The sequence below is a fragment of the Streptomyces sp. Y309 genome, assembly GCF_056712025.1.
Genome location: NZ_CM160048.1, coordinates 1,831,873 through 1,858,310 on the forward strand (window position 1 = coordinate 1,831,873; position 26,438 = coordinate 1,858,310).

A 26,438-nucleotide genomic window follows, 5' to 3' on the forward strand; every position below is an offset into this window, starting at 1 on the left:
GACGGCCTTGCCAAGACCATCGTCGTAACGCGGCGGAGTCGATCATGTTTCGCACCCGAGCGGGTGAGAATCGGTCACGCCGGGCGCGCCCGGTTGCGCCGGGTTGCGCGGGCGGCCCGCGCGGGGCGGGCAGCAGGGCCTCAGGCGGTGAAGCCCGCGACCCGCAGGGCGTGCACAAGATCCCAGTGCCGCTCGTCCGACGCGGCCTTGGCGGCCTCCAGGAGCAGCGGGATGAGCCGGGGCGGGTCGGTGTGCGCGCAGGCCGCGACGTCCTCGGCGCTGCGCACGCGGACGTACGCGTCGAGGAGCGCCCGTGCCTCGCGGTCGCGCCCGGCGTCGGCGAGGGCGATCAGGGACTCGGCGATCTCCGGGGCGGGCCGGGCCACGCCCTGGCGCAGCAGCTTGCGGCAGTCCTCGGCGCGGCCCGCCCCGGCGAGCGCGTCGGCGACGGCGACGAGCCGGTCGGGCGGCAGCGAGGCGGCCTCCCACAGCAGGGTCGCCCAGTCCGCGGCGAGGCCCGCGTGGTGCAACTCCTCGGCGAACAGCGGCAGCCGGGCCGCGGGCCAGCCCGCCGCCTCGACGAGCACGCCGTGCGCCTCGCCGCTGCGGCCCTCGCCGCGCAGCCGGATCAGTGCCTTGACGGCGTCGGTGGTGACGCGTTCGTCGGTGAGGCGGGGGTCTGGGTCGGCGGGGGTGTGTTCGCCGGTGCCGCGCGCTTCCGCGTCTTCGCCTGCCGCCGTGTCCGCCCGCCGGACCCGCTTCGGGGCGCGTGGCGCGGCGTCCATCGCCTGGGCGTAGCGCGCGCCGCGGGGCGTTCGGCCGGCGGGCGACTCGTCCGTCGCCGGTGCGGGGAGGGGCCCGAGCACGTCCGCCTCCCCGGCCTCGATCCCGGCGAAGCGGGCGCCTCGGGGGCGGCGGCGGGGACCGGACTGGCGGGGGACGCGGGGGGTGGGCGGGTCGGCTGGAGTGGGGGTGTCGGTGGTGGGGTCGCCGGTGGGGTACGTGAAAGGGGCGTTGGCGGCGTACTCGGTGGCGTCGGCGGCGTACTCAGAGACGTCGGTGGCGTACGCGGAGGCGTATCCGTCGGCGTTGCCGGGACGTCGGTCCGCGTCGCCGGGGGCTTCCCCGGGGTCCGGGCCCGGGTCCGGACCCGGGAACACCCCGTCGTGCCCGGGCCCGCCGAAGTCCATCCACTGGGGCGCCCGCGTCCGGTCGAGCCGCTCCATGCGGGCGCGCAGCTCGCCGCAGCGCGCGACCGCGCGCTCGTGGTCGTCGCGCACCCACGCCAGGTCCAGGTGGATGCGGTCCACGTCGTCGGGCGTGGCCGCGACGGCGAGGGCCCGCGCGAGCTCCTGCTGACGCTCCAGGGCGAACCTCTGCTCCTGCAGCATCAGGTCGAGCCGGTCGCTGAGGAGTTCACGGCCTCCCGGCCGGTCGTCGTACGCGGCAACCGACGCGGCATGCAGCGCCCGCGCCCGCCCGGTCTCGGCGTGCGCGACGCCCACCCCGGAGTCGGCCGCGAGGTCGTGCAGCAGCGCCTGCACCACGTCCCACGGCGGCACCTCGGCACCCTCGAGGCAGGCCCGCATCCCGTCCGGGTCACGGGACCAGAACACTCCGCACCATCCGTCGCCCTGATCGAGGCGGGCCATGAGCTCGCTCAGGTACTTCGCGAACTCCCGGACCTGATCCGGGAGTTGTCCCACTGCCATCGTCGGGCACCGCCCCCTGGGAGACTAGAGTCTGCCGGTCCGGAAGATAACACCAGAAGCGTTACGGGACGGCTACACGCAGTTTTCCGAAGGCTTCGTTAATTACTTGGACGTGCGACGTGAAGCGTGGCTAGTCTGCGCACATGTCCAGTCCCGAGGCGAACAGAAGCTAGCCACCGGCGTTCCGGTGGCTGCTCGTCGAGTTCTTCGGTGCCCGCGTCGCCGCGACGGTGACGCGGCAGCTGTGCCATCTGCGCACGTAGCCGTGCCGTCCGTGCACGCAGCCGCGCCGTCTGTGCGCGCGGCTGTGCGCACAGCGCCCGGCACCGACGCTCCACGCCCTCGTCACCCTCTCGACCCTCTCGGCCACGGGATCGCCGCAGTGCCGTAGTCACGGACTGCTTTCTCTCTCCCTTTCCTCACCCGCGCGGCAGCCGCGCGGCCCTGCGCGGCGACCGCCGCGGGGCACATGACGCGAGCCGTCGTGCGCCCTCGGCGGCACCCGTGCCGCCGAGGGCTGCCCGCGGGTCACGTCGATCCCCTTTGTGGTTGCGGAGTATCGCTGTGCCATTTGTCTTGTATCTGCTCGGTCTCGCCGTGTTCGCCCAGGGCACGTCCGAGTTCATGCTCTCCGGCCTGATGTCGGACATCGCCGCCGACATGGCGGTGTCGGTCCCGGCCGCCGGGGCGCTGACCTCGGCGTTCGCCGTGGGAATGGTCGTCGGGGCGCCCCTGATGGCGGTGTTGAGCCTGCGCTGGTCGCGCCGCCGCGCCCTCCTCGGCTTCCTGACGACGTTCCTGCTCGTGCATGTGGTGGGCGCGCTGACCACCAGTTACGCCGTGCTGCTCGGCACCCGCGTCGTCGGCGCCCTGGCGAACGCCGGATTTCTCGCCGTGGCCCTCGCCACCGCGACGAGCCTGGTCGCGCCGGACGCCAAGGGGCGGGCCACCTCGATCCTGCTCGGCGGCACCACGCTCGCCTGCGTCGCGGGCGTGCCGGGCGGCGCGCTGCTCGGCCAACTGTGGGGCTGGCGCGCCGCGTTCTGGGCGGTGGCCCTGATCTCGGTGCCCGCCGTCGTCGCCATCGCCCGGGCCGTACCGGCGGGCCCGCCCGCCGCCACGCACACCGGGGCCCGCACGGAGCTGCGGGCGCTGCGCTCGCCCCGGCTCCTGGTGACGCTGCTGCTCGGCGCCCTCGTCAACGGCGCGACGTTCTGCGTCTTCACCTACCTCGAACCGCTCGCCACGCACGTCACCGGCATCGGTGACGCGTGGGTGCCCGCGCTCCTCGCCCTGTTCGGACTCGGCTCCTCGGTGGGCGTCGCGCTCGGCGGGCGCTTCGCCGACACCCGGCCGGTGCCGCTCCTGGCGGGCGGAACAGTGGCGCTGCTCGCGGGCTGGACGGCGTTCGCCCTGACGGCCGGGAACCCGGTGGCGACGGTCGCCTTCGCCTTCGTGATGGGGATGTTGTCGTTCGCGGTCGGCTCCACCCTGATCTCACAGGCGCTGTACGCGGCCACGGGGGCGCCGACGCTCGGCGGCGGGTTCGCCACGGCCGCCTTCAACATCGGCGCGGCGGTGGGGCCTTGGGCCGGCGGCCGGGCGATCGCGGGCGGCCTCGGCTACCGCTCACCGCTGTGGGTCAGCGCCCTGCTGGTGACGCTGGCGCTCGCGACGGCGGGGGTGGCGCTGCTCGCCGCCCGGCGCAGGGCGGCACGCCGGGAGGAACTCTCCACGACGGCGGCCTGACCGACGAGGCCCGGCCGACGGGCGGCTCCGGGCCACGTACACGGACAACGTACGCAGCCCGGAGCCGCACACAGGCAACCGGCCGTCAGACGGGAACCAGCGCGCAGCTCCGGGCGACCTCGTCCATCGACAGCTCCAGGGTCACGGCGAGGGCGGCGACCGTGAAGAACGCGGGCGTCGGCGCCCGCCCCGTCTCGATCTTGCGGAGGGTCTCCGCCGAGATCCCGGCGCTCGCGGCCACCTCCACCATGCTCCGCTCGCCGCGCGCTTCACGAAGGAGACGGCCGAGCCGCTCGCCGCGTTCGTGCTCTTCGGGGGTCAGTGGGGTGCGCACCATGCGGCCATCCTACCCCGGACACCATTTAAATACCGGTATAGTAATTGGCATGATCGAACTCAAGACAGACACATCCATCGACGCGATGCGTGAGGCGGGCCGCGTGGTCGCGCGCGCCCTGGACGCGGTGCGGCGGGCGGCGGCCGTCGGCGTCGCGCTGCGCGACCTCGACGAGGTGGCGCACCAGGTCCTGAAGGACGCGGGCGCCACCTCGCCGTTCCTGCACTACCACCCGTCGTTCGCGCCGGTCCCCTTCCCCGCCACGCTCTGCGCGTCGGTCAACGACGCGATCGTGCACGGCGTCCCGGACGGCTATCGCCTGCGCGACGGCGACCTGCTGTCCGCGGACTTCGGCGCGATCCTGGACGGCTGGGTGGGCGACTCGGCCATCAGCTTCACCGTCGGCACCCCCCGCCCCGAGGACGTCCGCCTGATCGAGACCGCCGAGCGCGCGCTGGAGGCGGGCATCGCCGCGGCCGTCGTCGGGAACCGCATCGGGGACATCGCGCACGCGATCGGCACGGTCTGCCGGGCCGCGGGATATGGCATTCCGGAGGGCTTCGGCGGACACGGCATCGGCCGCAGCATGCACGAGGACCCAGGGGTGCCGAACGAGGGCCGTCCCGGCCGCGGCATGCCGCTGCGGCACGGCATGGTGATCGCCATCGAGCCGATGGTGATCGCGGGCGGCAAGGACTTCTTCCACACCGCGCCGGACGGCTGGACGCTGCGCACGAACGACGGCAGCCGCGCGGCGCACGCGGAGCACACGGTGGCGATCACGGACGCGGGGCCGCGCATTCTGACGGCGCTGTAGGTCACGCCCTCTCGAACGCGAACGGGACCGCGCCTCCCGTAAACGCGAAGGCCCGCGCCCTCCCCCGACCGGGGAGGCGCGGACCTCAGCTCACCGGCACCGAAGCAGCACCGAAGCAGCACCGAAGCGGCACCGAAAGCGGCGCTACGACCGCGGCTTCACCACCATCGCCGACCCCCCGCCCCGCCGCTCCTTCTCCGCGGCGGCGAGCCACTGGCCGCCCGCGAGCCGCTGCACACCGGTCGCGGCCCCGATCTCCGGGTTCTGCTTGAAGGAGTGGCCGAGCGCCTCGAGATCGCGCCGCACCTCGCTGTTCCACAGCCCCGGCTCCAGCTCGGTCTGCGCGGCGTTGCGCTGGCTCGCGCGCGGCGCCGCGATGGCGTCGACGAGCGGCAGGCCCCGGTCGAGGAAGCCGGTCAGGGTCTGCAGGACGGTCGTGATGATGGTCGCGCCGCCGGGTGAGCCGAGCGCGACGACCGGCCGGTCGCGTCCGTCGAGCACGATGGTCGGCGCGAGCGACGAGCGCGGCCGCTTGCCCGGTCCCGGCAGGTTCGGGTCGTGCACGGCCGGGTTGGCCGGCGCGAAGGAGAAGTCGGTCAGCTCGTTGTTCAGCAGGAAGCCGCGCCCGGGCACGGTGATCCCGCTGCCGCCCGTCTGCTCGATGGTGAGGGTGTACGCGACGACGTTGCCCCACTTGTCGGCCACCGTCAGATGCGTGGTGTTCTCCCCTTCGTACGTCGTCGGGGCCGCCTTGTCCCCGCTGGCGCAGGGCACCGGATGCCGCGGGTCGCCGGGCGCGAGCGGGCTCTTGAGCACCGCGTCGTCCTTGATCAGGCACTCGCGGGAGTCCGCGAACTTCTGCGAGAGCAGCTGCTTCTTCGGTACGTCCTCGAAGGCGGGGTCGCCCACCCAGCGCCCCCGGTCGGCGAACGCGACGCGGCTCGCCTCGATGTAGCGGTGCAGGTAGCGCTGCTGCGAGGCCTTGGAGAGGTCGGTGCGTTCCAGGATGTTCAGGGCCTCGCCGACGGTGGTGCCGCCGGAGGACGACGGCGCCATGGAGTAGACGCCGAGCCCGCGGTAGGACGTCTTCGTCGGGGTGCGGCGCTTCACCTCGTAGTCGCGCAGGTCCTTCGTGGACAGGTCGCCGGGGCGGGCCTTGCGGCCGGAGTCGGGGTCGACAGGCGGCTGGTTAACGGTGCGGACCACGTCACGGCCGAGCTTGCCGTGGTAGAGCGCGTCGACGCCCTCGCGGCCCAACTCCTCGTAGGTCCGCGCGAGATCGGGGTTCTTGAACGTCGAGCCGACCACGGGCAGCTTGCCGCCGGGCAGGAACAGCTTGGCGGTGGCGGGGAAGTCCGCGAACCGCTTCTGGTTGGTCTCGGTCTGCGAGCGGAAGGTCCTGTCGACCGTGAAGCCGTGCCGCGCGAGCCGCTCGGCGGGCTTCAGGAGCGTGCCGAGCCGCTTGCTCCCCCACGAGTCGAGCGCCTCCTGCCAGGTCGCGGGCGTGCCGGGGGTGCCGACGCCCAGGCCGCTGGTGACGGCCTCCGCGAACGGCAGCGGCTTGCCGTTCTCCAGGAAGAGGCCGGAGTCCGCGGTGCGCGGCGCGGTCTCGCGGCCGTCGAGGGTGCGCACGGTGCGGGACTTCGCGTCGTAGTACACGAAGTAACCGCCGCCGCCGACGCCCGCCGAGTACGGCTCGGTCACGCCGAGCGCCGCCGCCGTGGCGACCGCCGCGTCCACGGCGTTGCCGCCCTTCTTCAATACCTCGATGCCGGCGGCGGACGCGTCCTGGTCGACGCTCGCCACCGCGCCGCCGTGCCCGACGGCCACCGGTGTCTTTTCCGGGGGCGTTGGGGCCGATTCCGGTCTTGCGCCGGCTTCGGCCGCTGTGGCCGATTCGGCGCTCGTGCCCGGTTGCGCCGAGGGCGAAGGCGAAGGGGGCGCGGCCGCACCGACCGTCACCAATACCCCGCCGACCGTCCATAGCGTCAGATTCCGTACGACACCGCGACGCATTCGTACCTCCAGTCAACAGCCGTCTGCGCAGCGTAACTTCGGGCCCTCCTGGCCGCCATGGGCTCTTCGAACGAGGCTCCGAACGGCCGCTAGCATGCGCCCCCATGACTGAAGACGTGCGCTATCTCGTCCTCGGCCTGATCACGGCCGTCCTGAGCGGAGTCCTGGGCTGGTTCCTCCGTACGCAGTTGTGGAAGCGCAAGCTCCGGCGCAAGCAGGCCTTCTTCGGCCTGCCCGCGAACTCGGAGTCGCTGCTCGTGGTGAACCGCGAAGGGGGCGGCCCGGAGCTGACGGTGACGCGCCCCGACGTGTTCTCGCTCCTGGAGCTGGCCGCGCCGATCAAGGACTGCGGCGCGCACTCCCAGGTCGTCGCGCACGACGCGGTGCAGCAGGGCTTCGGCGAGCGCACCGAGTTCTGCGTCGGCAACCCGGCGGTGCACCGCCGCATGGCCGCGCACATGCACTCGCTGCTGCCCGGCGTGCGCGTCAACACCGACCCGGAGCCGGGCCCGGACCGGGGCGCCTTCCAGATCGGCGCCGAGCGCTACCGGATGGAGGGCGGCCGGACGGAGTACGCCATCCTGGCCCGCCTCACCGCCGGGCAGGCACCGGAGGCGCGGCCCGTCTTCCTCTTCTGCGGGCAGCGCGCCATCACCAACCAGGCCGCGACCCGCTATCTGGCCCGCCACCACGAACGCCTCGCCCGCAAGCACGGCAACAACACCTTCGCGCTGCTCCTGAAGGTCGTGAACTCGCAGGCGTACGGGCCGGACGTGGTCGAGCTGGTCGCGGACGTGACCCGCGCCGCCCAGGAGCCGATCCCCGCCCCGGCGCCCGCGCGCAACTCCCACCGCGCCAAGTGAGCACGGCGCCCGCGCCGGGCCGGCCCGCCCCTCGCGACACGTGAGCGCTCCCCCACGGAACGTATGCCGTGAATAGCGCCTCTGTGACGTAGTCGGCGTTTTCCGGGTGACAGGCAACCCAAAGGGACCTTCCGCACTCTCTCTCCGGGCAGGCAGTGAATATCCGCACGGAGGTACGTTTCCTTGAGGTCCCGCAGGTCTCTGAGCCCGTCGAACCGCCGACGCTCCATCCGCCCCCGCCACGCCGCCGTCGCGGGCGTCGCGGCCCTCACGGCGGCCCTGTCCGCCTGCTCGGGCGGCGGCTCCGGCTCGGGCGACGACGCCAAGGCCGAGAAGCCGAAGGTCTCCGTGAACCTCACCGGCAGCCAGGCCAAGCCGGGCGTCCCGGTCACCGTGAAGCTGGCCACCAAGGACGCGAAGCTGAAGGACGTCGCGGTCGCCGACGCCGAGGGCACGAAGCTGGCGGGCAAGGTCGCCGCCGACGGCCGCAGCTGGACCTCCGCGCGCAAGGCGGCGCCCGGCACCGGCTACACCGTGCGGGCCACCACCGACCAGGGCGGCGAGGCGAAGAAGGCCTTCAAGACGGCCGAGCCCGAGCAGGTCAACAAGGTCACGATCACGCCGGGCAGCAACCTCAAGACCGTCGGCGTGGCCCAGCCCCTGTCGATCGTGTTCGACAACCCGGTCAAGAACAAGGCCGAGGTCGAGAAGCACCTCAAGGTCACCACGTCGAACGACACCACGGGATCCTGGGGCTGGATCAAGAACTACGACGGCAAGGACCGCGTCGACTGGCGCCCGAAGGACTACTGGAAGTCCGGCACCAAGGTGAAGCTCGACGCCCAGCTCAACGGCATCGACTCGGGCGCGCACGGCGGCTGGTTCGTACGCGACTACGACACCGCCGTCACCGTCGGCAAGAACCAGGTCGTCAAGGTGAACCTGGACAACAAGACGGCGACGCTGACGCGCGACGGCAAGACCGTCAAGCAGGTGCCGATGTCGGCCGGCACCCCCGGCGGCGAGAAGGCCTCCTGGGGCGGCACCTCGGTCCTGATGGCCAAGGAGGGCACGATCAACATGCGCTCCGAGACCGTCGGCCTCGGCAACAGCTACGACAAGATGGTCGACTACTCGATGCGCCTCACCTGGTCGGGCATGTACGCGCACGCGGCGCCCTGGAACGCCTCCTACTTCGGCAACACCAACCACAGCTCCGGCTGCGTCGGCATGAGCACCCCCGACGCCTCCTGGCTGTACGGCCAGGTCCAGGTCGGCGACCCGTTCGAGGTCTCGGGCTCCGGCTCCAAGGGCACGCCGGACCCGGGCAACGGGTACGGCGAGTGGAACCTGTCCTGGACGGACTGGCAGTCCAAGAGCGCGTTGCGCTGAGGCCGCGCGGCAAGCAGGCGGGAAACTCAAGCCCTCAACTATCGTTACCCGTACGTAACTTACCGACGGGTTACCGTAGGTAAGCCCACGCGGTTACCGTCGGGTCACTTTGCACTGGCACGAGTGAGGAGTGACCCGTGGGACCATCGCGCACAGGTTTGCGTACGACCGCCGTGGGCGCGGTATCGGCGACGCTCGTCGCCGGTACCGCCTTCGGCCTCGGCCCGGCCGCGCAGGCCACACCCGCCGAACGCCCCGCCGCCGAGGCGACCGCGGCCGCCGCGAGCGTGCGGTTCGTCGACATTCCCGGCGACGGCGGCACCGTCCTCAAGGCCAACGTCGTCACGCCCGCGGGCGCCTCGGCGAGCGGCACGTACCCCGTGATCGTGCTGCCCACGAGCTGGGCCATGCCGCAGATCGAATACATCGCGCAGGCCAAGAAGCTCGCCGCGGCCGGCTATGTCGTCGTCAGCTACAACTCCCGCGGCTTCTGGCAGTCCGGCGGCGAGATCGAGGTCGGCGGCCCCGAGGACATCGCCGACGCCTCCAAGGTCATCGACTGGACACTGAAGAACACGCCCGCCGACCCGGCCAAGGTCGGCATGGCGGGCGTCAGTTACGGCGCGGGCATCAGCCTCCTCGCCGCCGCGCACGACAAGCGCGTGAAGGCGGTCGGCGCGCTCAGCGGCTGGGGCGGCCTCGTCGACTCGATCTACAGCGGCCGCACCCAGCACGCCCAGGCGGGCGCCCTGCTCGGCGGCGCGGGCTACCTCACCGGCCGCCCCAGCGCCGAACTCCAGCGCATCCTCAAGGACTTCCTCGGCTCCAACCTCGACAAGGAGCACGAGATGATCGCGTGGGGCACCAAGCGCTCCCCCACGACGTATCTGGACCGGCTCAACAAGAACGGCGCCGCGATCCTGCTCGCGAACGCCTGGGGCGACACCATCTTCCCGCCCAACCAGTACGCGCGCTTCTACGAGAAGCTGACCGGCCCCAAGCGCCTGGAGTTCCGCCCCGGCGACCACGCGACCTCCGAGGCGACCGGCCTGCTCGGCCTGCCCAACGACACCTGGACGAACACCCAGCGCTGGTTCGACCACTACCTCAAGGGCGAGAAGAACGGCATCGACCAGGAACAGCCCGTCCAGCTCAAGTCCCGCTCCACCGGCGGCTACGAGGGCTACCCGGACTGGAAGTCGGTCGGCGCGACGAAGAAGAAGATCGACCTCGCGGGCTCCAGCACCATCCACACCAACGTCGACTCCGGGGCCAACGGCGGCATCGTGATGCTGTCCAACGCCCTCGACCAGTTCCTGAAGCTCCCGCCGATGGCGTCCATGCCGCTGCTGCCGCGCCGGTACGCGGCCGTCTGGCAGTCGGAACGGGCCGAGCAGGCCCAGCGGGTGCGCGGCACCGCGAAGCTGCACACCACGGTCACCAGCACCAAGGAGAGCGGAACCCTCGTCGCCTACCTCTACGACGTGGGCCCGCTCGGCCTCGGCAAGCTGGTCAGCAACGCGCCGTACACCTTCCACGGCAAAACCCCCGGCGAGCCGTTCGCCGTGGACCTGGAGCTGTTCTCCACGGCCTACGACGTCCCGGCAGGGCACCGGCTCGCCCTGGTCGTCGACACGGTCGACCCGCTCTATGTCGAGCACAACCCGTCCGGCGCGCAGCTGACCTTCTCCTCGCCCAGGACCGACCCGTCGTACGTGTCGGTGCCCCTGCGCGAGCAGTGATCTCCGGCTGCTGCCGGGCGGGCCTGGCCCTCCTGCTGCTGCTCCCGTCAGGGGCCGGGGGCCCTGGGGGGACCCCCGCCCGGCAGCAGCGTCCCTGGTTCAGCCGGGGCGACGTCCACGGCCTCTGTCTTGGGACTGCGCCGCTGTCGCTTGGACACCCAGTAGGCGAACCACGAAAGCAGCATGCACATCCCGATGTAGATCGGTGAGATCACCATGACCACGGGGATGAAAGGCAGATCGTAGTCGAGATTCGACGCGATGAGCTTCCCGGCATGGAGGAACTCCTCGTAGGTGATCAGATAGCCGAGTGAGGTGTCCTTCAGGGCCACGACCAACTGGCTGATGATGGCGGGCAACATGGCCCGCACCGCCTGCGGCACCAGGACGTACGACATGACCTGGGTCTTTCTCATGCCAAGCGCGTAGGCGGCCTCCCTCTGTCCGCGCTCCACCGAGTTGACGCCGGAGCGGAACACCTCGGCGAGCACGGAGCCGTTGTAGAGCGTGAGCCCGGCGACCAGCGCCGGCAGCGGCTGGACCTTCAGCGCCACGAAGACGAAGAAGATCATCACGAGCACGGGCATCGCGCGGAAGAACTCCACGAGGAGCGTGGCCACCCAGCGCACCACGCGGTGCTCCGAGAGCCGCCCGGTGGCGAGCAGCCCGCCGAGCGCGAGCGAGAGCACGGCGGCGATCGCGAAGGCCTTCAGCGTGTTGCCGAGCCCGCGAAGGAGCAGTTCCTGGATGCCCTTGTACTCGAACGGCGTCCACTTGGTGGCGGTGAACTGGTCGGTGTCGAACAGCAGATACAGGATCCAGCCGACGAGGGCGACGATGAGGACGGTCGAGAGGACGCCGTAGAGCCGGTGTCTGCGGCGGGTCCTGGGGCCCGGGATGTCGTAGAGGGCGGTGGCCTCGGGACCGGGGACGGGAACGGGGGCGGTGGCAGTGGCGGTGGTGGTCATCGGGCGACTCCCCAGCGCTTCTCGAGGATGTTGAAGACGGCGCTGATGGCGAGGGTGATGATCAGGTAGCCGAGGGCGATCCAGACGAAGGTCCAGATGATGCTGTAGCCCAGTTCGTTGAGGGTCTTGTACGTGCCGAGCAGCTCGGTGACGCTGAACGCGCCGGCGATGGCGGAGTTCTTGGCGAGGGCGATGAGCGTGGAGCCGACCGGTGAGATCACCGACCGGAAGGCCTGCGGAAGCACCACGGCGGACAGGGTCTGGCCGAAGGTCATGCCGAGGCTGCGGGCCGCCTCGCCCTGCCCCCTGGGCACGGTGTTGATGCCGGAGCGCAGTGCCTCGCAGACGAACGACGAGGTGTAGCAGCCGAGCGCGAGCACGGCGAACACCTCGAAGGGCAGCACGAGCCCGAACCGCGGCAGCCCGAGCAGCACGGCGAAGAACAGCAGCGTCAGCGGCGTGTTCCGCAGGACCGCCACCCACACCGCGCCGAACACCCGGAAGGACCCGACGGGCGCCACCCGGAACGCGGCCATGACGAACCCGAGCGCGAGCGCCAGGAGCGAGGCGTACACGGTGAGTTCGACGGTGCCGAGGAAGCCGTCCCCGAAGGTGGAGAAGTTGTCTGTCAGTACGTCCACGACGCCTCCTCAGCTCGCCGGGTAGCGGTCGATGGCGGGCGGCTTCGGCGCCGGGACGCCGGAGAGGCCGAGGGTGGCCTCGTACGCCTTCTTCCAGTCGCCGTTCTTCTCCCGGGCGGCGAGGGCGTCGTCGATGGCGAACCGCAGGGTGTTGTCGCCGCGCGGTACCCCGACGCCGTAGGGCTCCTCGGAGAAGGGCTTGCCGACCAGCTTGAGTTCGTCGGGCACCTTGGCCGCGTACCCGATGAGGATCGCGTCGTCGGTGGTGACCGCGTCGACCTGATAGGTCAGCAGATTGTCGACACACACGGAGTACGTGTCGTACGCGACGAGCGTCGCCTTCGGGTAGTCCTGCTGGATGCGCTGGTACGGCGTGGATCCCGCGGCGGAGCACACGCGCTTGCCGTCCAGGTCCTGCGGGCCCTTGATGCCGTCCTCGTCGTCACGCACGAGCAGGCCCTGCCCGGCCATGTAGTAGGGGCCCGCGAAGCCGACGAGCTTCTTGCGGAGGTCGTTGATGGTGTAGGTGCCGACGTAGAAGTCGATCTGCCCGTTCTGCAGCGCGGTCTCCCGGTTGGCGGAGGCGACCGTCTTGAAGGAGATCTTCCCGGGGTCCAGGCCGAGGGAGGCCGAGACCATCTTGGCGATCTCGATGTCGAAGCCGGAGTAGCGGCCGCTCGCCGGGTCCTTCTCGCCGAGGTAGGGCTGGTCCTCCTTGGCGCCGACGACGAACCGGCCGCGGCTCTTCGCCTTGCGCCACGTGCCCGACTTCGGCAGCTCGAAGCCCTGCGCCACCTGGTACTTCGGCAGTTTCCCGGCCGCCGGGCCCTTGGTCGGAGGGCTGCCCTCCCGGCCGCACGCGGCGGTGGCGAGCGCGGTGAGGACGAGTGCGGCGAACAGACGTGTCGTACGGAGCATGCTCGATCGGCCCCCCGTCAGTGCTTGAGGATCTTGGAGAGGAAGTCCTTGGCGCGCTCGCTCTCCGGGCGGGAGAAGAAGTCCTCGGGGGCCCGGTCCTCCACGATGCGGCCGTCGTCCATGAAGACCACACGGTTGGCCGCCGACCGGGCGAAGCCCATCTCGTGGGTGACGACGACCATGGTCATGCCGTCGCTGGCGAGCTGCTGCATGACCTCGAGGACCTCGTTGATCATCTCCGGGTCGAGGGCCGACGTCGGCTCGTCGAAGAGCATGACCTTGGGGTCCATGGCCAGCGCGCGGGCGATCGCGACGCGCTGCTGCTGGCCGCCGGAGAGCTGCGCCGGGTACTTGGCCGCCTGTGAGGCGAGGCCGACGCGTTCGAGCAGCTCCCGGGAGCGCTGGTCCGCCTCGTCTTTCTTGCGGCCCCTGACCTTCACCTGGCCCAGGGAGACGTTCTGCAGCACGGTCTTGTGCGCGAAGAGGTTGAACGACTGGAAGACCATGCCCACTTCGGAGCGGAGCCGCGCCAGCGCCTTGCCCTCCTCGGGCAGCGGCTGTCCGTCGAGGCGGATCAGGCCCGACTGGATGGTCTCAAGACGGTTGATCACCCGGCAGAGCGTTGATTTTCCCGACCCCGAAGGGCCGATGACCACGACCACCTCCCCCTTGCCGACGGTGAGGTCGATGTCCTGGAGGACATGCAGCTCTCCGTAGTACTTGTTCACGTCACGCAGCTCGATCAACGGATCGACGGCCATGCCCAGACCTGCCCACTCTCAGCGGTGTCGGTCAGCGCAAACTATCCACGTGAAAACGGGACTTAACGGACGACACGCACTTATGGGCATTAACCGTATTTGAGGCTACGTTGCCCGGCGGCTACGTCTCCGACGCCTCCGCGTAGACCTGAGACAACTCGGGGGTCCCCTGGACCGCCCAGTCGAGCCCCGCCGCGACCACCTGGATCTCCCGGCCGGAGGCGAGCCGCACCACCGGGGTGCCGCCGGGCAGGACGTGCCAGACCGCGCCGGGCACGGTCCGCACGATCACCGTGCCCAGATAGAGCCCGGCGTCGTTGCCGAGCCAGGGCAGCGTCTCCGCGTCGTCGCGCCAGCGCGGCGGCAGCTGGTCGAGGGCCGCCAAGGACGCCGGGGAGTCGTCGAGTTCGAGCCCCGCGGCGCCCGCCTGCGAGCGCAGCAGTTCGCACTCGGAGAGCAGCTCGGCCACCCCGTCCGGATCTTCTTCGAAGGCGGCCGCGAGCTTGCGGCCCGGCTCGCTCGGGTGCCGCTTGCGCCACTTGTCCAGGAACGGAATGTTCATGACCGGCCTCTCCGTGGGGTGCCCGGTCGGCATCCCCGGGCGGGCCGGGGCGGCCGGGCGGCGGATCCGCGTTCCGAGGAATGTATCTTGCGGCAGTTGATCACGGAATCATCCGAATCGCGCCTTGATTGTTTCTGCTGGTCAGCGGCGGGTGAAGGCCAGGATCGTGGCCAGGTTCATCGGGCGGCGAGTGGAGAGGTAGAGATAGGGGGCGCGGTGGTGCGGGCCCCGCAGCTCCACGCGCAGCGCGGTGGGGACGTAGGCGCGCAGCAGGAGCAGGGCGTACGCGTTCGCCTTGTACGTGCGCCACTCGAAGGCCTCGCCCGCGTCGAGGATCTCGGTGGTGCCGAGGTCGTCGATCGGGATGGCCCGGTCGCCCACGAGCAGGGTGCCGGGCGTCACGACGATGCGGGCCGAGCCGTAGCGGTGGACCAGCGGGCCGAACACCGCGCCCACGAGGACGACGCCGGCCGCGGCGACGAGAGGCCCGAAGGGCAGCAGCAGACCGCCGAAGAGACAGCCGGCGAGCACGACGAGGAACCACCACGCGGCCGGGACAGTCAGGCGCTCATCGTAAAGGTGCATGGAGCCATCCTGGCACTGGTGTGCGGGCGGATGCCCCGCGGAGTTCGCGTGGAACTCCTCTCAGCCGTAAGTCCCCGTCCATGCCGCGTTCATTGACGGGCATCTGACTGCTCTTTAGTTTCAGCACGTCTTAGTTTCAGCACGCACCTCTTTGGTTTCAGCGCGCACCTCTTTGGTTTCAGTGCGCACCGTCCGTAGCAACACCCGCCGTGGGAAGGGTCCGTCGTGCGAAGACGTGTCTGGGGAACCGCCGCCGTACTCGCCCTGCTCGCCGGCCTCGCGCCGGTGGCCGCCGCCGAGGCCGCGCCGGGGCCCGCCGCGCCGCTCCCCCTGGAGCGCCTGTTCGACAACCGGGCCGTCAGCGACGACGCGCGCCCCGCCGACGCGGACTTCGACGGTGCGGGCGGCTCGCTGTCCGCGCGGGATCTGGCGGCGGCGGGCTGGACGCCGGGCCGCGCCCTGGGTGTCGACGGAGCGCGTCTCACCTGGCCGGACCGGGCGGCGGGCGAGCCGGACAACGTGCGTGCGGACGGGCAGGCGGTACGGGTGCGCGGGCGCGGGGACGCACTGGCGTTCCTGGTGGCGGGCACGGGCGGGGACGCGAGCGGCACGGGAAGCGTGCGCTACCGGGACGGCTCGCGCGGCAGCTTCCGCCTGACCGCGCCGGACTGGCGCCGCGGCCCGCTCGCCACCAAGTCCGTGGCGCTGCCGCACATCAACACGCCCGGCGGCCAACTCGCCGAGAAGGCACGCCTTTACGTCGTCACGGTGCCGCTCGCGCGCGGGCGCGAGGTGGCCTCGGTGACGCTGCCCCGGGATCCGGGCGCGGGCGCCGACCTGCATGTGTTCGCCCTGTCGGTGCGGGGCGAGACCAAGGGGTGGACGGGCAGTTGGTCGGCCTCGACGGCCGGGTACACCGCGGTGGGTCCCTGGGAGGACCGGACCGTGCGGCTCGTGGTGCACACCAGCGCCGGGGGGCCGCGGGTGCGGATCCGGCTCGACAACACCTTCGCGGGCACGCCCGTCAGGATCGGCAGCGCCACGGTCGCCGTGCAGGAGGCGGGCGCGGGCGCGCGGGGCGAGCCGGTCGCGCTGCGGTTCGGCGGGGCCGCGGGGACCGAGATCCCCGCCGGGGCGCAGGCGTTCAGCGATCCCCTGCGGTTCACGGTGCCGCCGGACGCGAACCTCCTCGTCAGCTTCCATCTGCCGGGGAAGGTGGCCGCGGCGCCCGTGCACAGCCAGGCCCTGCAGACGTCGTACGTCAGCGGGCCCGGCGACCACGCGGCGGACGGCTCCGGAGCGGCGTACACCTCGAAGCTGAAGTCCTGGCCGCTGCTCACCGGCGTCGACGTCGGGGGCGGCGCCGGGTCCGTGGTGCTGCTCGGGGACTCCATCACGGACGGCGTCGGCTCCACGCCCGACGACAACCGCCGCTGGCCGGACGAGCTGGCCCGGCGGCTGCTCGCCCAGGACGACGTGCCGCGCTACGGCGTGCTGAACCAGGGCATCTCAGCGAACCGTGTCGTGGCCGACCGCTACCCCGGTGACGGGGTCTCGACGGACACCGGCGGCGTGAGCGCCCTGCACCGGCTCGACCGGGACGTCTTCGCGCAGACGTCCGCGCGGACGGTGGTCGTCTTCGAGGGGGTCAACGATGTGCGGTGGGGGGCCTCGGCGGAGCAGGTCGTCGCCGGTCTGCGGGAGGTCTCCGGGCGGGCCCGGGAGCGGGGTCTGCGGGTGGTCGCGGCGACCGTCGTGCCGTGTGAGGGGGAGGCTCGGTGCACGGGCGCGGTGGACGCGGAGCGGGTGAAGGTCAACTCCTACCTGCGGGGGAGCGGGGACTTCGACGCCGTGCTCGACTTCGACGCGGTGCTGCGGGATCCTGCGCGGCCCTCGCGGTTGCTGCCCGCGTACGACAGTGGGGATCATCTGCATCCCGGCGACGCGGGGCTCGCTGCGCTGGCTCGGTCGGTGGGGCTGGGGGAGCTGGTGCCGTAGGGGGCCCTGCGGGGCATTCCCCAGTCCCGCCCCTTCCCGTAACCAGGGGGCTGCCGCCCCCTGGACCCCCGATCGGCCTGAACGGCCTCGTCCTCAATCGCCGGACGGGCTGACAACGTGCCGCAAGAATCCAGCCCCTCCGGCGTTTGAGGAGCGGGGTCTGGGGCGGAGCCCCAGTTTCGGGAAGGGGCGGGGTTGGGGAAGTTTCAGACCTCCAGGTCCACCACGACCGGTGCGTGGTCCGAAGCGCCCTTGCCCTTGCGCTCCTCGCGGTCCACATACGCGTCGGACACCGCCTTGGCGAACCCCTCGTTGCCATAGACGAGGTCGATGCGCATGCCCTTGTTCTTGGGGAAGCCGAGCTCGCGGTAGTCCCAGTACGTGAAGGGGTGGTCGTACTTGAGGGGGCGGGGGACGACGTCCTGGAGGCCGGTCTCGCGGAGGGCGGCGAGGGCGGCGCGCTCGGCGGGGGTGACGTGCGTGGCGCCCTCGAACAGGGAGGGGTCCCAGACGTCGTCGTCCGTCGGGGCGACGTTGTAGTCACCGAGGACGGCGAAGGGCCGGGAGCCCGCCGCGTCCCCGGCGACGGCGGCCTTCAGGGCCTCGAACCAGGCGAGCTTGTAGGCGTAGTGCGCGTGGTCGACCTCGCGGCCGTTGGGCACGTACACCGACCAGACGCGGACCGGGCCGCAGGTCGCGGCGATCGCGCGGGGCTCCTGCCCGCCGTCGTAGTCCGGCCCGCCGGGCAGGCCCGGCGTCACGTCGGTGAGGCCGACGCGGGAGATCAGTGCGACGCCGTTCCACCGGCCGGTGGCGTGCGCCGCCGACTCGTACCCGAGCTCGCGGAGGGCTTCGGTGGGGAACTGCTCCGCGGTGCACTTGGTCTCCTGGACGCACAGCACATCCGTGCCGCTCTTCTCCAGCCAGGCCAGGAGCCGGGGGAGACGGGCGGTGATCGAGTTCACGTTCCAGGTCGCAATCCGCATGGGAGACAACCTACCCGCCACCACTGACAGCCCTCGATCGGTCCTGGGTCCGGCGCCCGTGCCTCAGACGTCCGCCGACTCCCCCGGCGTCAGCCGCACGTGGTCCGTCCCGCCGAGCCGGCCGATGTGCCCGTCGTAGATCGGCCGCGCCAGGTCCGTGAGGAGCGCGTCGTGGATGTCGTAGGCGCGCCGCGGCTTGACCTCGCGTACGTACTCGATGACCTCGGCGATCTTGTTCCAGGGGGCCATCACCGGGACCATCAGGGTGTCGACGGGCCGCTCGGGGACGGTGAACGCGTCGCCGGGGTGGAAGACACCGCCGTCGACCAGGTAGCCGACGTTGGTGACGCGCGGCAGGTCGGGGTGGATCACCGCGTGCAGCTCACCGTGGACCTGGACGTCGAACCCGGCGGCCGTGAACGTGTCGCCGTGGCCGACGGTGTGCACGCGGCCCGGGAAGGCCGCCGAGACCTGGTCGGCGACGGACGCGAGGGTCCAGATCTCGGCGGCCGGGTTGGCCTCGAGGGCGGCCCGCAGCCGCCCCTCGTCGAAGTGGTCGGGGTGCTCGTGCGTGACGAGGACCGCGTCCGCGCCGACGGCGGCGTCGTCCTCGCTGAAGCCGCCCGGGTCGATGACGAGGAGCCGGCCGTCCTTCTCCAGGCGCACGCACGCGTGGGACTTCTTCGTGAGCTTGATACCGGTTGTCATGGGTTCCATCCTGCTCCCCTGGCGGCCCGGCGCTACTCCTGCGGGGTCGTCTCCTCGCGGATCACCTTCTGCGCGACCCGGAACGCGCTGTTCGCCGCCGGGACGCCGCAGTACACCGCGGCCTGCAGCAGCACTTCCTTGATCTCGGCCGGGGTGAGGCCGTTGCGGAGGGCGGCGCGGGTGTGGAACGCCAGCTCCTCCAGGTGGCCGCCCGCGACGAGTGCGGTCAGGGTGACGCAGCTCCGGGTGCGGCGGTCCAGGCCCGGGCGGTTCCACACCTCGCCCCAGGCGTAGCGGGTGACCAGCTCCTGGAAGTCCGAGGAGAAGTCGTCGGCGGCGGCGAGCGCCCGGTCGACGTGCGCGTCGCCGAGGACCTCGCGGCGGACCTTCATGCCCGCCTCGTACGCGTCCGGGCGGGCGGCCGTGGCCTCCGGCTGCTCCACCGCGGCGATCTCGGCGACCGGCGCGGCCGGCGGCGGGGCGAGCACCGGCTTGACGGGCGGCGCCGTGATCGCGTGCTGGCCGGTCGCCGCGGCGTCCGGCGCGGCCTGCCAGGCGCTGGAGAAGTGCCGTACGAGCAGGTCGGTGACCGCGGCCGGCTGTTCCACGGGGGCCAGGTGCGAGGCGCCGGGCACCACGGCGAGGCGGGCGTCGGGGATGCCGGCGACGAGGGTGCGGGCCTCGCCCTGGCCCGTCACCTGGTCCTCGGAGCCGACCAGGACCAGCGTCGGCACGCCTATGCTCGCGAGTTCGGGGCGGATGTCGAAGCCGGCCAGCGCCTCGCAGGCGGCGATGTAGCAGCCCGGGTCGGTCGTCCGCACCATCTGCACGGCCCAGTCCGTGATGGCGGGCTGGGCGGCGGCGAAGCCGGGCGTGAACCAGCGCTCGGGCGAGCTGCGGGCGATGGGGTCGAGGCCGTTGCTGCGGACGATCACGCCGCGCTGGCGGAACTCGTCGGCGGTGCCGAACCGCGGCGAGGTGGCGATCAGCGCCAGCGAGGCCACGCGGTGCGGGTGCCGCAGCGCGAGCTCGGCGCCGATGGCACCGCCGAGCGCGCAGCCCGCGTACCCGAAGCGCTGCACGCCGAGCTCGTCGAGCGTGCCGAGGAGCCGGGCGGCGAGCTCGCCCACGGAGTCCACCGGATGCGCGGGCGCACCGCCGTGCCCCGGCATGTCGAAGCGGAACACCCGCCAGTGCTTGCTCAGCTCGGGCACTTGCCGGTCCCACATGTGCCAGGTGGTACCGAGGGAAGGGCCCAAGATCAGGACCGGGGCGTCTTCTGGCCCGTCAAAGCGGTATTGCAGGGTTGCAGTCGTCGTCTCGCTCACCCGTTCACGCTCGCACATCTCACAAAATCTCACCGACGGGGGTAGGCGTCTCCACCAAACCACCCCAGGTTTCCGCTGCGGGCCGGAGGTCGTCCACCCCTGGCTTCACGTACCACTTCTTCGTCGTCCCGACGTTCGTGTGGCCAGCCCACCGGGCAAGGATGTGGTCGGGCACGCCCTTGTTCGCCATGTAGGTGAGGCACGCGGCGCGAGCATCGTACAGGCGTACGCGACGTAGGCCGTTCCGGTCCATGATCACGTATGCGCGGACCCGGAGCTGCCTGACGTTCAACACGGCGCCGAGCAGGTCCACAAGAACGTAACCCGTGTATACGTACGCCTCCCCGATCGCCAACCGGTCCGCCGTCTGAATCACGCGCAGCGCCCGCAGCGCATCGGACACCATTGACGGGCGGGGAAGCATCCGCTCCCCCGCCATCGACTTCGTGTCCTTTTCGACGACCTTCGTCTGCTATGTATCGCCCAGCAGCACGTGTGCCTGGCCTTCGCTTTCCAATTCGGCGCCTGTCAGGAAGCCAGTTGGTAGGACCGCAGCGCAAGGGTCGCGCCGTCAGTGACGAGCACCAGCAGCCCGTCGTCGGTGACGGTCGAGGTTCCGGGCGACGACGCGCTCCGAGGCGCCAACGGCTTGGGCGACGTGGCGAGTCGCAGCTCCGGGGTGCGCCGCAACGTGCGCGAGGACCGCGCGGTCGCGGCGGTATCCGCGTTGTAGCAGATCCTCACCGAACAGCCCGGCTGCGCAGACGCACAAACACAGCGCCGTGGACAGGGATCCGTAGTCCTCCGTCTGTTGAGCCGTCCACGCGTTCATAGCGCCGAGTGCCAAGAGGACGGGGGCGGTGAAGCGGGCGGATCGGATAGCGGGGTTAGACAGATGGACCTCCTTGGAAACAGTGCTCGGCCGCAAGGTCGAGTTGCGCGGGTTGCGGGCGGTCTTGGCTGCCAACCGATGTGCCGGCCGCCCGAGAAGCCCTCACCCTTCGCTGACCTGGTGTTTTCCGGGACGTTGTACGTTGACATGGTCTCGGGGGAGGTTCCAGTCCCTTGGGACTCTGTCTCGTCTGCCGTGGGCGAATGTTGTCCCCTGTCATCCAATCGAGGCGTTTGACAGCGAACCTAGTGCCGTATCAGGCAACGTTTGCCTCGTTGTGACGTGACGCGCCGCTTGAGCTCTGTCCGGGGCGGCGTGCGACCGTCAAGCTGTGCGGGTGGCTGAACGAGTACGCGTCCGTGAAATCGATGACGATGAAGGCAGGCGGCTGCTGCGGACTATCCGCCGCGGCACAGGGTCGGTGGTGACCTGGCGCCGGGCCCAGATGGTGCTGCTGTCCGCGCAGGGCATGCCCGTGGTGAAGATCGCCGAGGTCACGTTCACCAGTGCGGACCGGGTCCGGGACGTAATCCACAATTTCAACACCGACGGGTTCGCATCGCTCTACCCGAAGTACAGGGGCGGTCGGCCGAAGACGTTCACGCTGCCAGAGCGCCGAGAGATCAAGAAGATCGCCAAGTCCAAGCCGGCCGAGCACAATCTGCCCTTCTCGACCTGGAGTCTGGTCAAGCTGGCCGACTTCCTGGTCGCCGAGGGGGTGGTCGACGACATCAGCCACGAGGGCCTGCGCATCCTGCTCCGCGAGGAAGGCGTCTCCTTTCAACGCGTGAAGACCTGGAAGACCTCGAAAGACCCGGACTACGCGACCAAGAAGGCCCGGGTCGAGCACCTCTACGCCATCGCCGACGGCGAGGTCACGCCCGAGGGCGGCGAGCCTGAGATCATCTTCTGCATGGACGAGTTCGGTCCGCTCAACCTCCAGCCCCATCCCGGACGCCAGTGGGCCGAACGCGGTGGCCGGCACAAGGCCCCCCATCGAGCCCCCCCCCCGGCCACGGCGGCGGGCGACCTACACCCGCCCGCATGGGATCCGGCACCTGTTCGCCGCCTACGACCTGGGCAAAGACCAGCTCTATGGTCACATCAAGAAGACCAAGAACCGCTCCAAGTTCCTGGAGTTCTGCCGCTACCTGCGCTCCTTGTACCCAGCGAAGGTGCGGATCGCTATCGTCTGCGACAACTACTCCCCGCACCTGACCACGAAACGCTGCCAGCGGGTCGCGACGTGGGCGAACGCGAACAACGTCGAGATCGCCTACACCCCGACGAACTCCTCCTGGCTGAACCGCATCGAAGCCGACCGCCCTGCGCTACTTCACCCTCGACGGCACCGACCACGCCAGCCACAAGGAGCAGGGCAGCATGATCCGCCGTTACATCATCTGGCGAAACCACCACACTCACGACCAGCAACTACGAACCGTAGTCAACAAAGCCAACATTGCCTGACGCGGCGCTAGAGCGGGATTACCCGGACTCGCACCGCGAGCTCGATACCGACCTGACGCGCGATCGTAGCCACCAACTCCTCAACCATGGGTTTGTCTGGTGCGCCGTGAACCGTGACCTGAAGGCCGGGCATTTCCCAAGCGAACTCAACCTCCATGCCCTCGACAGCGATCCGGTAGTGGCCATCGCCAGCCACCGGCACCGCCCCCCAGCCCGTTGGCTGGAGCACATCCGAGCACCTGTCCGAGCGCACCGGCCCGAGAAAATCGTCGTCATCGGTCGCAAGCAAGTACTCAAGCACACCAACAGTATGCCGACCTGACAGGGCGAACATTGCTTGATGCAGCACTAGTCGTTTGGGTCTCCTGCGAAGCGGCACCGTCGCGACCGAGGCGCCGGAACCGAGCGAGGTGTCAGTCCCACTCCCAGCGGATGCCATGGATCCCGGGGCGGATCAGGGTGTCGGCCAGATGGACGTTGTGCCAACTGGTCAGGCGCAGTTCCGTGAGGTCGTTGGCCGGTGTGGACACGTTCGGCTGCCAGTCGCGGTAGCAGCGGGTGGGCAGGGCGACCGGATCGAACTGCACCTGCAGCAGGTACTCGTGGGCGGGGAAGCGGAACCAGCGCTGGTAGAAGTGCGCCAGCGGTCCGGCTTCCTGATAGCCGAACTCGTACTCGATCACATACGTCTCGCCGTGCTGGAGAGGGCGCTCAAAGAGCAGTTCCACCGCCGTGAGACCCATGTCCGGGTCGGTCCGTACGCGGCCGGTCCGGCAGTAGACGCAGTGGTGGAGGTCCGGGAGCCGGCCCAGTTCGTTGTGGTGTACCACCACGTGCCGGTCGACGCCGTCCGCCCGCGCCCGGAACACCAGTCGGGTGTGCACGCTTTGCTCGTCGCGGTCGGGTCCGACCTGGAATCGCTCGTGACAGCCCAGCCATTCGAGCCGGCCGTCGTTAGTTTGCTCGATCTGGCCGAGCAGCCGGCCGATGCTGCCGGGCACCGGGCACAGATCGCGGTAGGACAGCGCGCCGGGGACGTGCCGGGCCCAGCGGCCGCGGGGACGGGGCGGGCCGAGCCGGGTGACCAGGGATTCCTGCGGCAGGCCCAGGATCTGTTCCAGGGCGCGGACGGCGTGCAGCGAAGGGGCGCGTTCCGGGCGGCAGCGTCCTCGCTGCCAGTTGGAGAGGCTGGCCACGCTGACCTGGATGCCGCGTTCCGCGAGGTGGGCGTGCAGTCTGTCGAGGCTGAGGCCGCGTGCCCGGATGGCCGTCCGCAGAGCCTCGTCGAAGGAGTCGGCGTACGGGAGTTCTGGCGGTCCGTGGCTGGGTGCGGTGCGCGTGCTGGTCACCATGTGCGGGGTCCTCCTGACGGCATACGTCCGCCCCCGGACGAGCACGAAGGTACCCGGGGGCGGAGACGCAGTCGAGATCGGCGGGCCAACTCGTCCGCCGCTCTGTGGCCAGAAGGTCAGGTCAGGCTCCACACGCCGTTACAGCCGCTAGCCGCTGTCGTTGACCGCTGTGTCCGCCACCGCGGCTTCCAGACGCCGTTCGCGGCCTTTGCACAGGCGTCGACGGTGTCGGTCTCATCGATGATGTGGCTGCTGTCGTCGTCGGGGTGAGGGCTGCGCGGCACGCAGGCTGTGCCGCAGGGGCCGGTGAGGCCGGTCTGCGGATCGCTGCGTCAGGTGTGGTGGGCGTCTTGGTACGCCGACAGGGGCGTGGGCGCGTTTCGGCTGATCCCACTCATGGTGAGGACTTGCCGGGGTCGTCGCCGCCCCCGTAATTGATGAGGTTGCAGCACTGGTTGCGGTAGATGCGGGTACTGCCCCGCTCGGCGTATCCCTGGTAGGCCGACGAGCCTTCGTACCAGGTCCAGCCGCCGATCTCCTTGCCCTGCACCGCCACCGGGGTGTTGCCGCCCGATCCCGACCACAGGGTCCAGTGCGTGTGGTCGCCGTTGGCCGAGCCGCCGCACGGGAGTTCCTCCGCGATCCTGCCGAGATACTCGCCGTGGGCCACCGTGCTTCCCGCGGGCTTGTCGGTGGTGTCGCGCAGGTGGTAGTAGCCGGTGGTGTAGCCGTTGTCGTGCAGCACCGTGATGTGGGGCCACCGGCCGCCGCTGGTGCAGTGCCGGTACATCGTCCCGGCCCGCGAGGCACGCACGTTGCCGTCGCCGCCGTAGAAGTCGATCGAGTTGTACGGGCGGGACGTGCCGCTGTTGCCGTGCACGCCCCAGTGGGCCCAGCCGGCGTTCTGCTGCCACGGCAGCGACAGACCGGTGGCTGCGCGCGGCTCGGGCGAGGAGGTACGGGCGAACGGGGCGCGCTCGGAGTCCTTGACCACCGCGGAGGGCGCGCGGTGCGACAGAGCGGCGAAGGCCGGGGTGCCCTGGAGGCCGACCTGCCAGGTGCTGCCCGTACGCCGGGCGACGAACAGCGAGACCACGGGGGCGGTTTCAATACCGCGGGGGATCAGGAACACCGAACTCCCGAACGTCCAGGTCCCGTCGGCGGACCGCCGCTGCGGCTCGACCAGGATCTCCAGCTTCGCCGAGGAGGACAGCCCGTAGCCGTTCCTGGCCTGGGCGCCGAGCCGGTCCTGCATGGCGCCGCTCACGACCTGCTTGAGCTCCTGCTCCGGGGGTGGGGCCGCAGCCCCGGCACTGCCTGCCGGGAGCACGGCGGCAGCGACAGCGAGCGCCGCACCGAGGGTTGTCAGGACGGTACGTATCCGTCTGTTCACGTTCGCTCCTTGCTCGGAGGTGGGGGGACGCGCCTCGCAGCACCGCAGGCGCCGCCGGGTAATGTCCGCCGGCCGGCAGGGCGGCGCAACGAGAGGAAGGAGCTGAGCGTGCAAAACCTGAATACCGCGCTCTAAACGCTGAACAGCTGACCGGCCTCGTTTCGCAGGGGCTGGCATCGTGCCTGGTGGGGGCGGGACCCAGCGTGTGCAGAGGCTCGATGCCCAGACCTGCCCGGCCGAGCGCCGCCAGCCCATTGAATCTTTAACTTCGGAGGTGGGGCGACACCTCTCCGAACAGCGGGAGTGTCCGAAGGCAACGGCTTCGGGGCCTCGGTCACGACGGTGCCGCTTCGCAGTAACTGATCGTTTCAGAATGGGTTGAGCCGTGGGTATTGCGCGTGGCGAGCTTGGTCGGCACTGTGTCCGGGTGCGTGCTGATCTTGGTTCCGACGACCTGTGGGAGCGGGTGGTTCCATTGTTGCCGCCCGCTCCCGCACGGCGCCGCCGTCACCCCGGGCGCCCGCGTGTTCCGGACCGCGCGGCCCTGGCCGGCATCATGTACGTGCTGCGGACCGGTGTCGCCTGGCGCGACGTCCCTGCCGAGAGCGTGGGCTGCTCTGGAGTCACGGCCTGGCGCCGACTGCGGGACTGGACCGAGGCAGACGTCTGGCCTCGCCTGCACGCCGCCCTGCTGAGCGAACTGCGTCGTGCGGACCTTCTGGATCTGGACGATTGCGCCGTGGACGGGTCCCATGTCCGAGCCCTCAAAGGGGGAATGCACGTCGGCCCCTCGCCTGTCGACCGCGGCCGCCCTGGTTCCAAGCATCATCTGATTGTCGACCGCCTCGGAACCCCGCTCGCCGTGACGCTCACCGGTGGGAACCGCCACGACGTCACCCCGTTGCTGCCTCTGCTGGACGCCGTCCCACCGATCCGGGGCCTGCGCGGACGGCCCCGCCTCAGGCCCCGACGCCTGTACGCCGACCGGGGCTACGACTTCGACAAGTACCGCCGCCTGCTGTGGAAGAGCGGCATCAAGCCGCTGATCGCCCGACGCGGCGTCGCACACGGTTCCGGACTGGGCAAGGTGCGCTGGGTCGTTGAGCGCGCATTCGCCTGGCTGCACCAGTTCAAGCGACTCCGTACCCGCTACGAGCGGCGCGCCGACCTCCACCAGGGCCTCCTTGAACTTGCCTGTGGCGTCATCTGCCTCCGACGGCTCCGAACAGCATCCTGAAACGCTCAGTG

The 26,438-nt window shown here is 70.8% G+C and carries 24 protein-coding genes and 1 pseudogene; 9 read left to right on the plus strand and 16 right to left on the minus strand.

Annotation, left to right across the window (positions count from 1 at the left end; genetic code table 11):
• Positions 1-140 precede the first annotated feature (140 nt).
• The gene (locus AC0KTA_RS06585; protein ID WP_481054163.1) at positions 141-1,712 is read right to left on the minus strand and encodes a hypothetical protein; all 1,572 of its coding nucleotides are present in this window, start codon (positions 1,710-1,712) and stop codon (positions 141-143) included.
• Between the two features lie 564 nt (positions 1,713-2,276).
• On the opposite strand from AC0KTA_RS06585, the gene AC0KTA_RS06590 reads away from it, so the two are divergent.
• Positions 2,277-3,461 carry a Cmx/CmrA family chloramphenicol efflux MFS transporter gene (locus AC0KTA_RS06590; protein WP_481054164.1) on the plus strand — a complete coding sequence of 395 codons (1,185 nt, stop codon included), beginning with the start codon at positions 2,277-2,279 and terminating at the stop codon, positions 3,459-3,461.
• An 85-nt stretch (positions 3,462-3,546) separates the two neighbouring features.
• Here AC0KTA_RS06590 and AC0KTA_RS06595 read toward each other — a convergent pair whose 3' ends face one another.
• Entirely contained in the window at positions 3,547-3,798 is a 252-nt protein-coding gene (locus AC0KTA_RS06595; RefSeq protein ID WP_481054165.1) for a helix-turn-helix domain-containing protein, read from the minus strand.
• A gap of 49 nt (positions 3,799-3,847) precedes the next feature.
• Here AC0KTA_RS06595 and map point away from each other — a divergent pair, with 49 nt between their 5' ends.
• Positions 3,848-4,615 carry a type I methionyl aminopeptidase gene (map, locus tag AC0KTA_RS06600; protein ID WP_481054166.1) on the plus strand — a complete coding sequence of 256 codons (768 nt, stop codon included), beginning with the start codon at positions 3,848-3,850 and terminating at the stop codon, positions 4,613-4,615.
• A 144-nt stretch (positions 4,616-4,759) separates the two neighbouring features.
• On the opposite strand, the gene ggt is transcribed toward map, so the two are convergent.
• A complete protein-coding gene (gene ggt / locus AC0KTA_RS06605) occupies positions 4,760-6,631 on the minus strand; it encodes a gamma-glutamyltransferase (RefSeq protein ID WP_481054167.1) in 1,872 nt (623 codons plus the stop codon).
• A gap of 104 nt (positions 6,632-6,735) precedes the next feature.
• On the opposite strand from ggt, the gene AC0KTA_RS06610 reads away from it, so the two are divergent.
• The 3 genes from AC0KTA_RS06610 to AC0KTA_RS06620 all read left to right on the plus strand — a co-directional run bounded on the left by AC0KTA_RS06610 (position 6,736) and on the right by AC0KTA_RS06620 (position 10,628).
• Positions 6,736-7,494: a hypothetical protein gene (locus AC0KTA_RS06610; protein ID WP_481054168.1), complete on the plus strand. Its 759-nt coding sequence runs from the start codon at positions 6,736-6,738 to the stop codon at positions 7,492-7,494.
• A 183-nt stretch (positions 7,495-7,677) separates the two neighbouring features.
• A complete protein-coding gene (locus AC0KTA_RS06615; protein ID WP_481054169.1) occupies positions 7,678-8,886 on the plus strand; it encodes a L,D-transpeptidase in 1,209 nt (402 codons plus the stop codon).
• Positions 8,887-9,023: 137 nt separating this feature from the next.
• Positions 9,024-10,628, plus strand: a complete 1,605-nt coding sequence (locus AC0KTA_RS06620; protein WP_481054170.1) for a CocE/NonD family hydrolase — start codon at positions 9,024-9,026, stop codon at positions 10,626-10,628.
• Between the two features lie 47 nt (positions 10,629-10,675).
• Here AC0KTA_RS06620 and AC0KTA_RS06625 read toward each other — a convergent pair whose 3' ends face one another.
• From AC0KTA_RS06625 to AC0KTA_RS06650, 6 genes are all read right to left on the minus strand, one after another.
• On the minus strand, positions 10,676-11,596 hold the full coding sequence (locus AC0KTA_RS06625; protein ID WP_481054171.1) for an amino acid ABC transporter permease: 921 nt from the start codon (positions 11,594-11,596) through the stop codon (positions 10,676-10,678).
• The gene (locus AC0KTA_RS06630; RefSeq protein ID WP_481054172.1) at positions 11,593-12,237 is read right to left on the minus strand and encodes an amino acid ABC transporter permease; all 645 of its coding nucleotides are present in this window, start codon (positions 12,235-12,237) and stop codon (positions 11,593-11,595) included. Before AC0KTA_RS06630 ends, AC0KTA_RS06625 begins: the two co-directional genes overlap by 4 nt.
• A gap of 9 nt (positions 12,238-12,246) precedes the next feature.
• Positions 12,247-13,155, minus strand: coding sequence for a glutamate ABC transporter substrate-binding protein (locus tag AC0KTA_RS06635; RefSeq protein WP_481054173.1), 909 nt, complete (start codon positions 13,153-13,155; stop codon positions 12,247-12,249).
• A gap of 17 nt (positions 13,156-13,172) precedes the next feature.
• Positions 13,173-13,916 (minus strand): amino acid ABC transporter ATP-binding protein, encoded by a 744-nt coding sequence (locus AC0KTA_RS06640; protein ID WP_481054174.1) that lies wholly within the window; start codon positions 13,914-13,916, stop codon positions 13,173-13,175.
• Positions 13,917-14,037: 121 nt separating this feature from the next.
• A complete protein-coding gene (locus AC0KTA_RS06645) occupies positions 14,038-14,478 on the minus strand; it encodes a DUF6278 family protein (RefSeq protein ID WP_481054175.1) in 441 nt (146 codons plus the stop codon).
• A 141-nt stretch (positions 14,479-14,619) separates the two neighbouring features.
• Entirely contained in the window at positions 14,620-15,063 is a 444-nt protein-coding gene (locus tag AC0KTA_RS06650; RefSeq protein ID WP_481054176.1) for a DUF3093 domain-containing protein, read from the minus strand.
• 225 nt (positions 15,064-15,288) lie between these two features.
• On the opposite strand from AC0KTA_RS06650, the gene AC0KTA_RS06655 reads away from it, so the two are divergent.
• Positions 15,289-17,061 carry an SGNH/GDSL hydrolase family protein gene (locus AC0KTA_RS06655; protein ID WP_481054177.1) on the plus strand — a complete coding sequence of 591 codons (1,773 nt, stop codon included), beginning with the start codon at positions 15,289-15,291 and terminating at the stop codon, positions 17,059-17,061.
• Between the two features lie 206 nt (positions 17,062-17,267).
• Here the strand turns inward: AC0KTA_RS06655 and AC0KTA_RS06660 are convergent, their stop codons facing one another.
• The 4 genes from AC0KTA_RS06660 to AC0KTA_RS06675 form a co-directional block, all read right to left on the minus strand.
• A complete protein-coding gene (locus tag AC0KTA_RS06660) occupies positions 17,268-18,047 on the minus strand; it encodes an exodeoxyribonuclease III (RefSeq protein WP_481054178.1) in 780 nt (259 codons plus the stop codon).
• A gap of 63 nt (positions 18,048-18,110) precedes the next feature.
• Positions 18,111-18,743, minus strand: a complete 633-nt coding sequence (locus tag AC0KTA_RS06665; protein ID WP_481056331.1) for an MBL fold metallo-hydrolase — start codon at positions 18,741-18,743, stop codon at positions 18,111-18,113.
• Positions 18,744-18,787: 44 nt separating this feature from the next.
• Positions 18,788-20,083 (minus strand): bifunctional 3-oxoadipate enol-lactonase/4-carboxymuconolactone decarboxylase PcaDC, encoded by a 1,296-nt coding sequence (pcaDC, locus tag AC0KTA_RS06670; protein ID WP_481054179.1) that lies wholly within the window; start codon positions 20,081-20,083, stop codon positions 18,788-18,790.
• A gap of 19 nt (positions 20,084-20,102) precedes the next feature.
• Entirely contained in the window at positions 20,103-20,489 is a 387-nt protein-coding gene (locus AC0KTA_RS06675; protein ID WP_481054180.1) for a hypothetical protein, read from the minus strand.
• A 168-nt stretch (positions 20,490-20,657) separates the two neighbouring features.
• Between AC0KTA_RS06675 and AC0KTA_RS06680 the strand changes: the two genes are divergently transcribed.
• Both AC0KTA_RS06680 and AC0KTA_RS06685 read left to right on the plus strand, forming a co-directional pair.
• A complete protein-coding gene (locus tag AC0KTA_RS06680; protein WP_481054181.1) occupies positions 20,658-20,816 on the plus strand; it encodes a hypothetical protein in 159 nt (52 codons plus the stop codon).
• A 496-nt stretch (positions 20,817-21,312) separates the two neighbouring features.
• Positions 21,313-22,445 (plus strand): annotated as a pseudogene (locus AC0KTA_RS06685) (IS630 family transposase).
• Positions 22,446-22,452: 7 nt separating this feature from the next.
• Here the strand turns inward: AC0KTA_RS06685 and AC0KTA_RS06690 are convergent.
• From AC0KTA_RS06690 to AC0KTA_RS06700, 3 genes are all read right to left on the minus strand, one after another.
• Complete coding sequence (locus tag AC0KTA_RS06690; RefSeq protein WP_481054182.1) at positions 22,453-22,746, minus strand: hypothetical protein; 294 nt, start codon at positions 22,744-22,746, stop codon at positions 22,453-22,455.
• 112 nt (positions 22,747-22,858) lie between these two features.
• Positions 22,859-23,797, minus strand: coding sequence for a helix-turn-helix domain-containing protein (locus AC0KTA_RS06695; RefSeq protein WP_481054183.1), 939 nt, complete (start codon positions 23,795-23,797; stop codon positions 22,859-22,861).
• Between the two features lie 394 nt (positions 23,798-24,191).
• Positions 24,192-25,190 carry a M23 family metallopeptidase gene (locus AC0KTA_RS06700; protein ID WP_481054184.1) on the minus strand — a complete coding sequence of 333 codons (999 nt, stop codon included), beginning with the start codon at positions 25,188-25,190 and terminating at the stop codon, positions 24,192-24,194.
• 427 nt (positions 25,191-25,617) lie between these two features.
• Here AC0KTA_RS06700 and AC0KTA_RS06705 point away from each other — a divergent pair, with 427 nt between their 5' ends.
• Positions 25,618-26,427 carry an IS5 family transposase gene (locus AC0KTA_RS06705; RefSeq protein ID WP_481054185.1) on the plus strand — a complete coding sequence of 270 codons (810 nt, stop codon included), beginning with the start codon at positions 25,618-25,620 and terminating at the stop codon, positions 26,425-26,427.
• Positions 26,428-26,438 lie beyond the last annotated feature (11 nt).

Coding starts and splice junctions, on each gene's coding strand:
- AC0KTA_RS06585 (WP_481054163.1), bottom strand. CDS start 1,712: ATGGCAGTGGGACAACTCCCGGATCAGGTCCGGGAGTTCGCGAAGTAC.
- AC0KTA_RS06595 (WP_481054165.1), bottom strand. CDS start 3,798: ATGGTGCGCACCCCACTGACCCCCGAAGAGCACGAACGCGGCGAGCGG.
- map (WP_481054166.1), top strand. CDS start 3,848: ATGATCGAACTCAAGACAGACACATCCATCGACGCGATGCGTGAGGCG.
- ggt (WP_481054167.1), bottom strand. CDS start 6,631: ATGCGTCGCGGTGTCGTACGGAATCTGACGCTATGGACGGTCGGCGGG.
- AC0KTA_RS06610 (WP_481054168.1), top strand. CDS start 6,736: ATGACTGAAGACGTGCGCTATCTCGTCCTCGGCCTGATCACGGCCGTC.
- AC0KTA_RS06625 (WP_481054171.1), bottom strand. CDS start 11,596: ATGACCACCACCGCCACTGCCACCGCCCCCGTTCCCGTCCCCGGTCCC.
- AC0KTA_RS06635 (WP_481054173.1), bottom strand. CDS start 13,155: ATGCTCCGTACGACACGTCTGTTCGCCGCACTCGTCCTCACCGCGCTC.
- AC0KTA_RS06640 (WP_481054174.1), bottom strand. CDS start 13,916: ATGGCCGTCGATCCGTTGATCGAGCTGCGTGACGTGAACAAGTACTAC.
- AC0KTA_RS06645 (WP_481054175.1), bottom strand. CDS start 14,478: ATGAACATTCCGTTCCTGGACAAGTGGCGCAAGCGGCACCCGAGCGAG.
- AC0KTA_RS06650 (WP_481054176.1), bottom strand. CDS start 15,063: ATGCACCTTTACGATGAGCGCCTGACTGTCCCGGCCGCGTGGTGGTTC.
- AC0KTA_RS06660 (WP_481054178.1), bottom strand. CDS start 18,047: ATGCGGATTGCGACCTGGAACGTGAACTCGATCACCGCCCGTCTCCCC.
- AC0KTA_RS06675 (WP_481054180.1), bottom strand. CDS start 20,489: ATGGTGTCCGATGCGCTGCGGGCGCTGCGCGTGATTCAGACGGCGGAC.
- AC0KTA_RS06695 (WP_481054183.1), bottom strand. CDS start 23,797: ATGGTGACCAGCACGCGCACCGCACCCAGCCACGGACCGCCAGAACTC.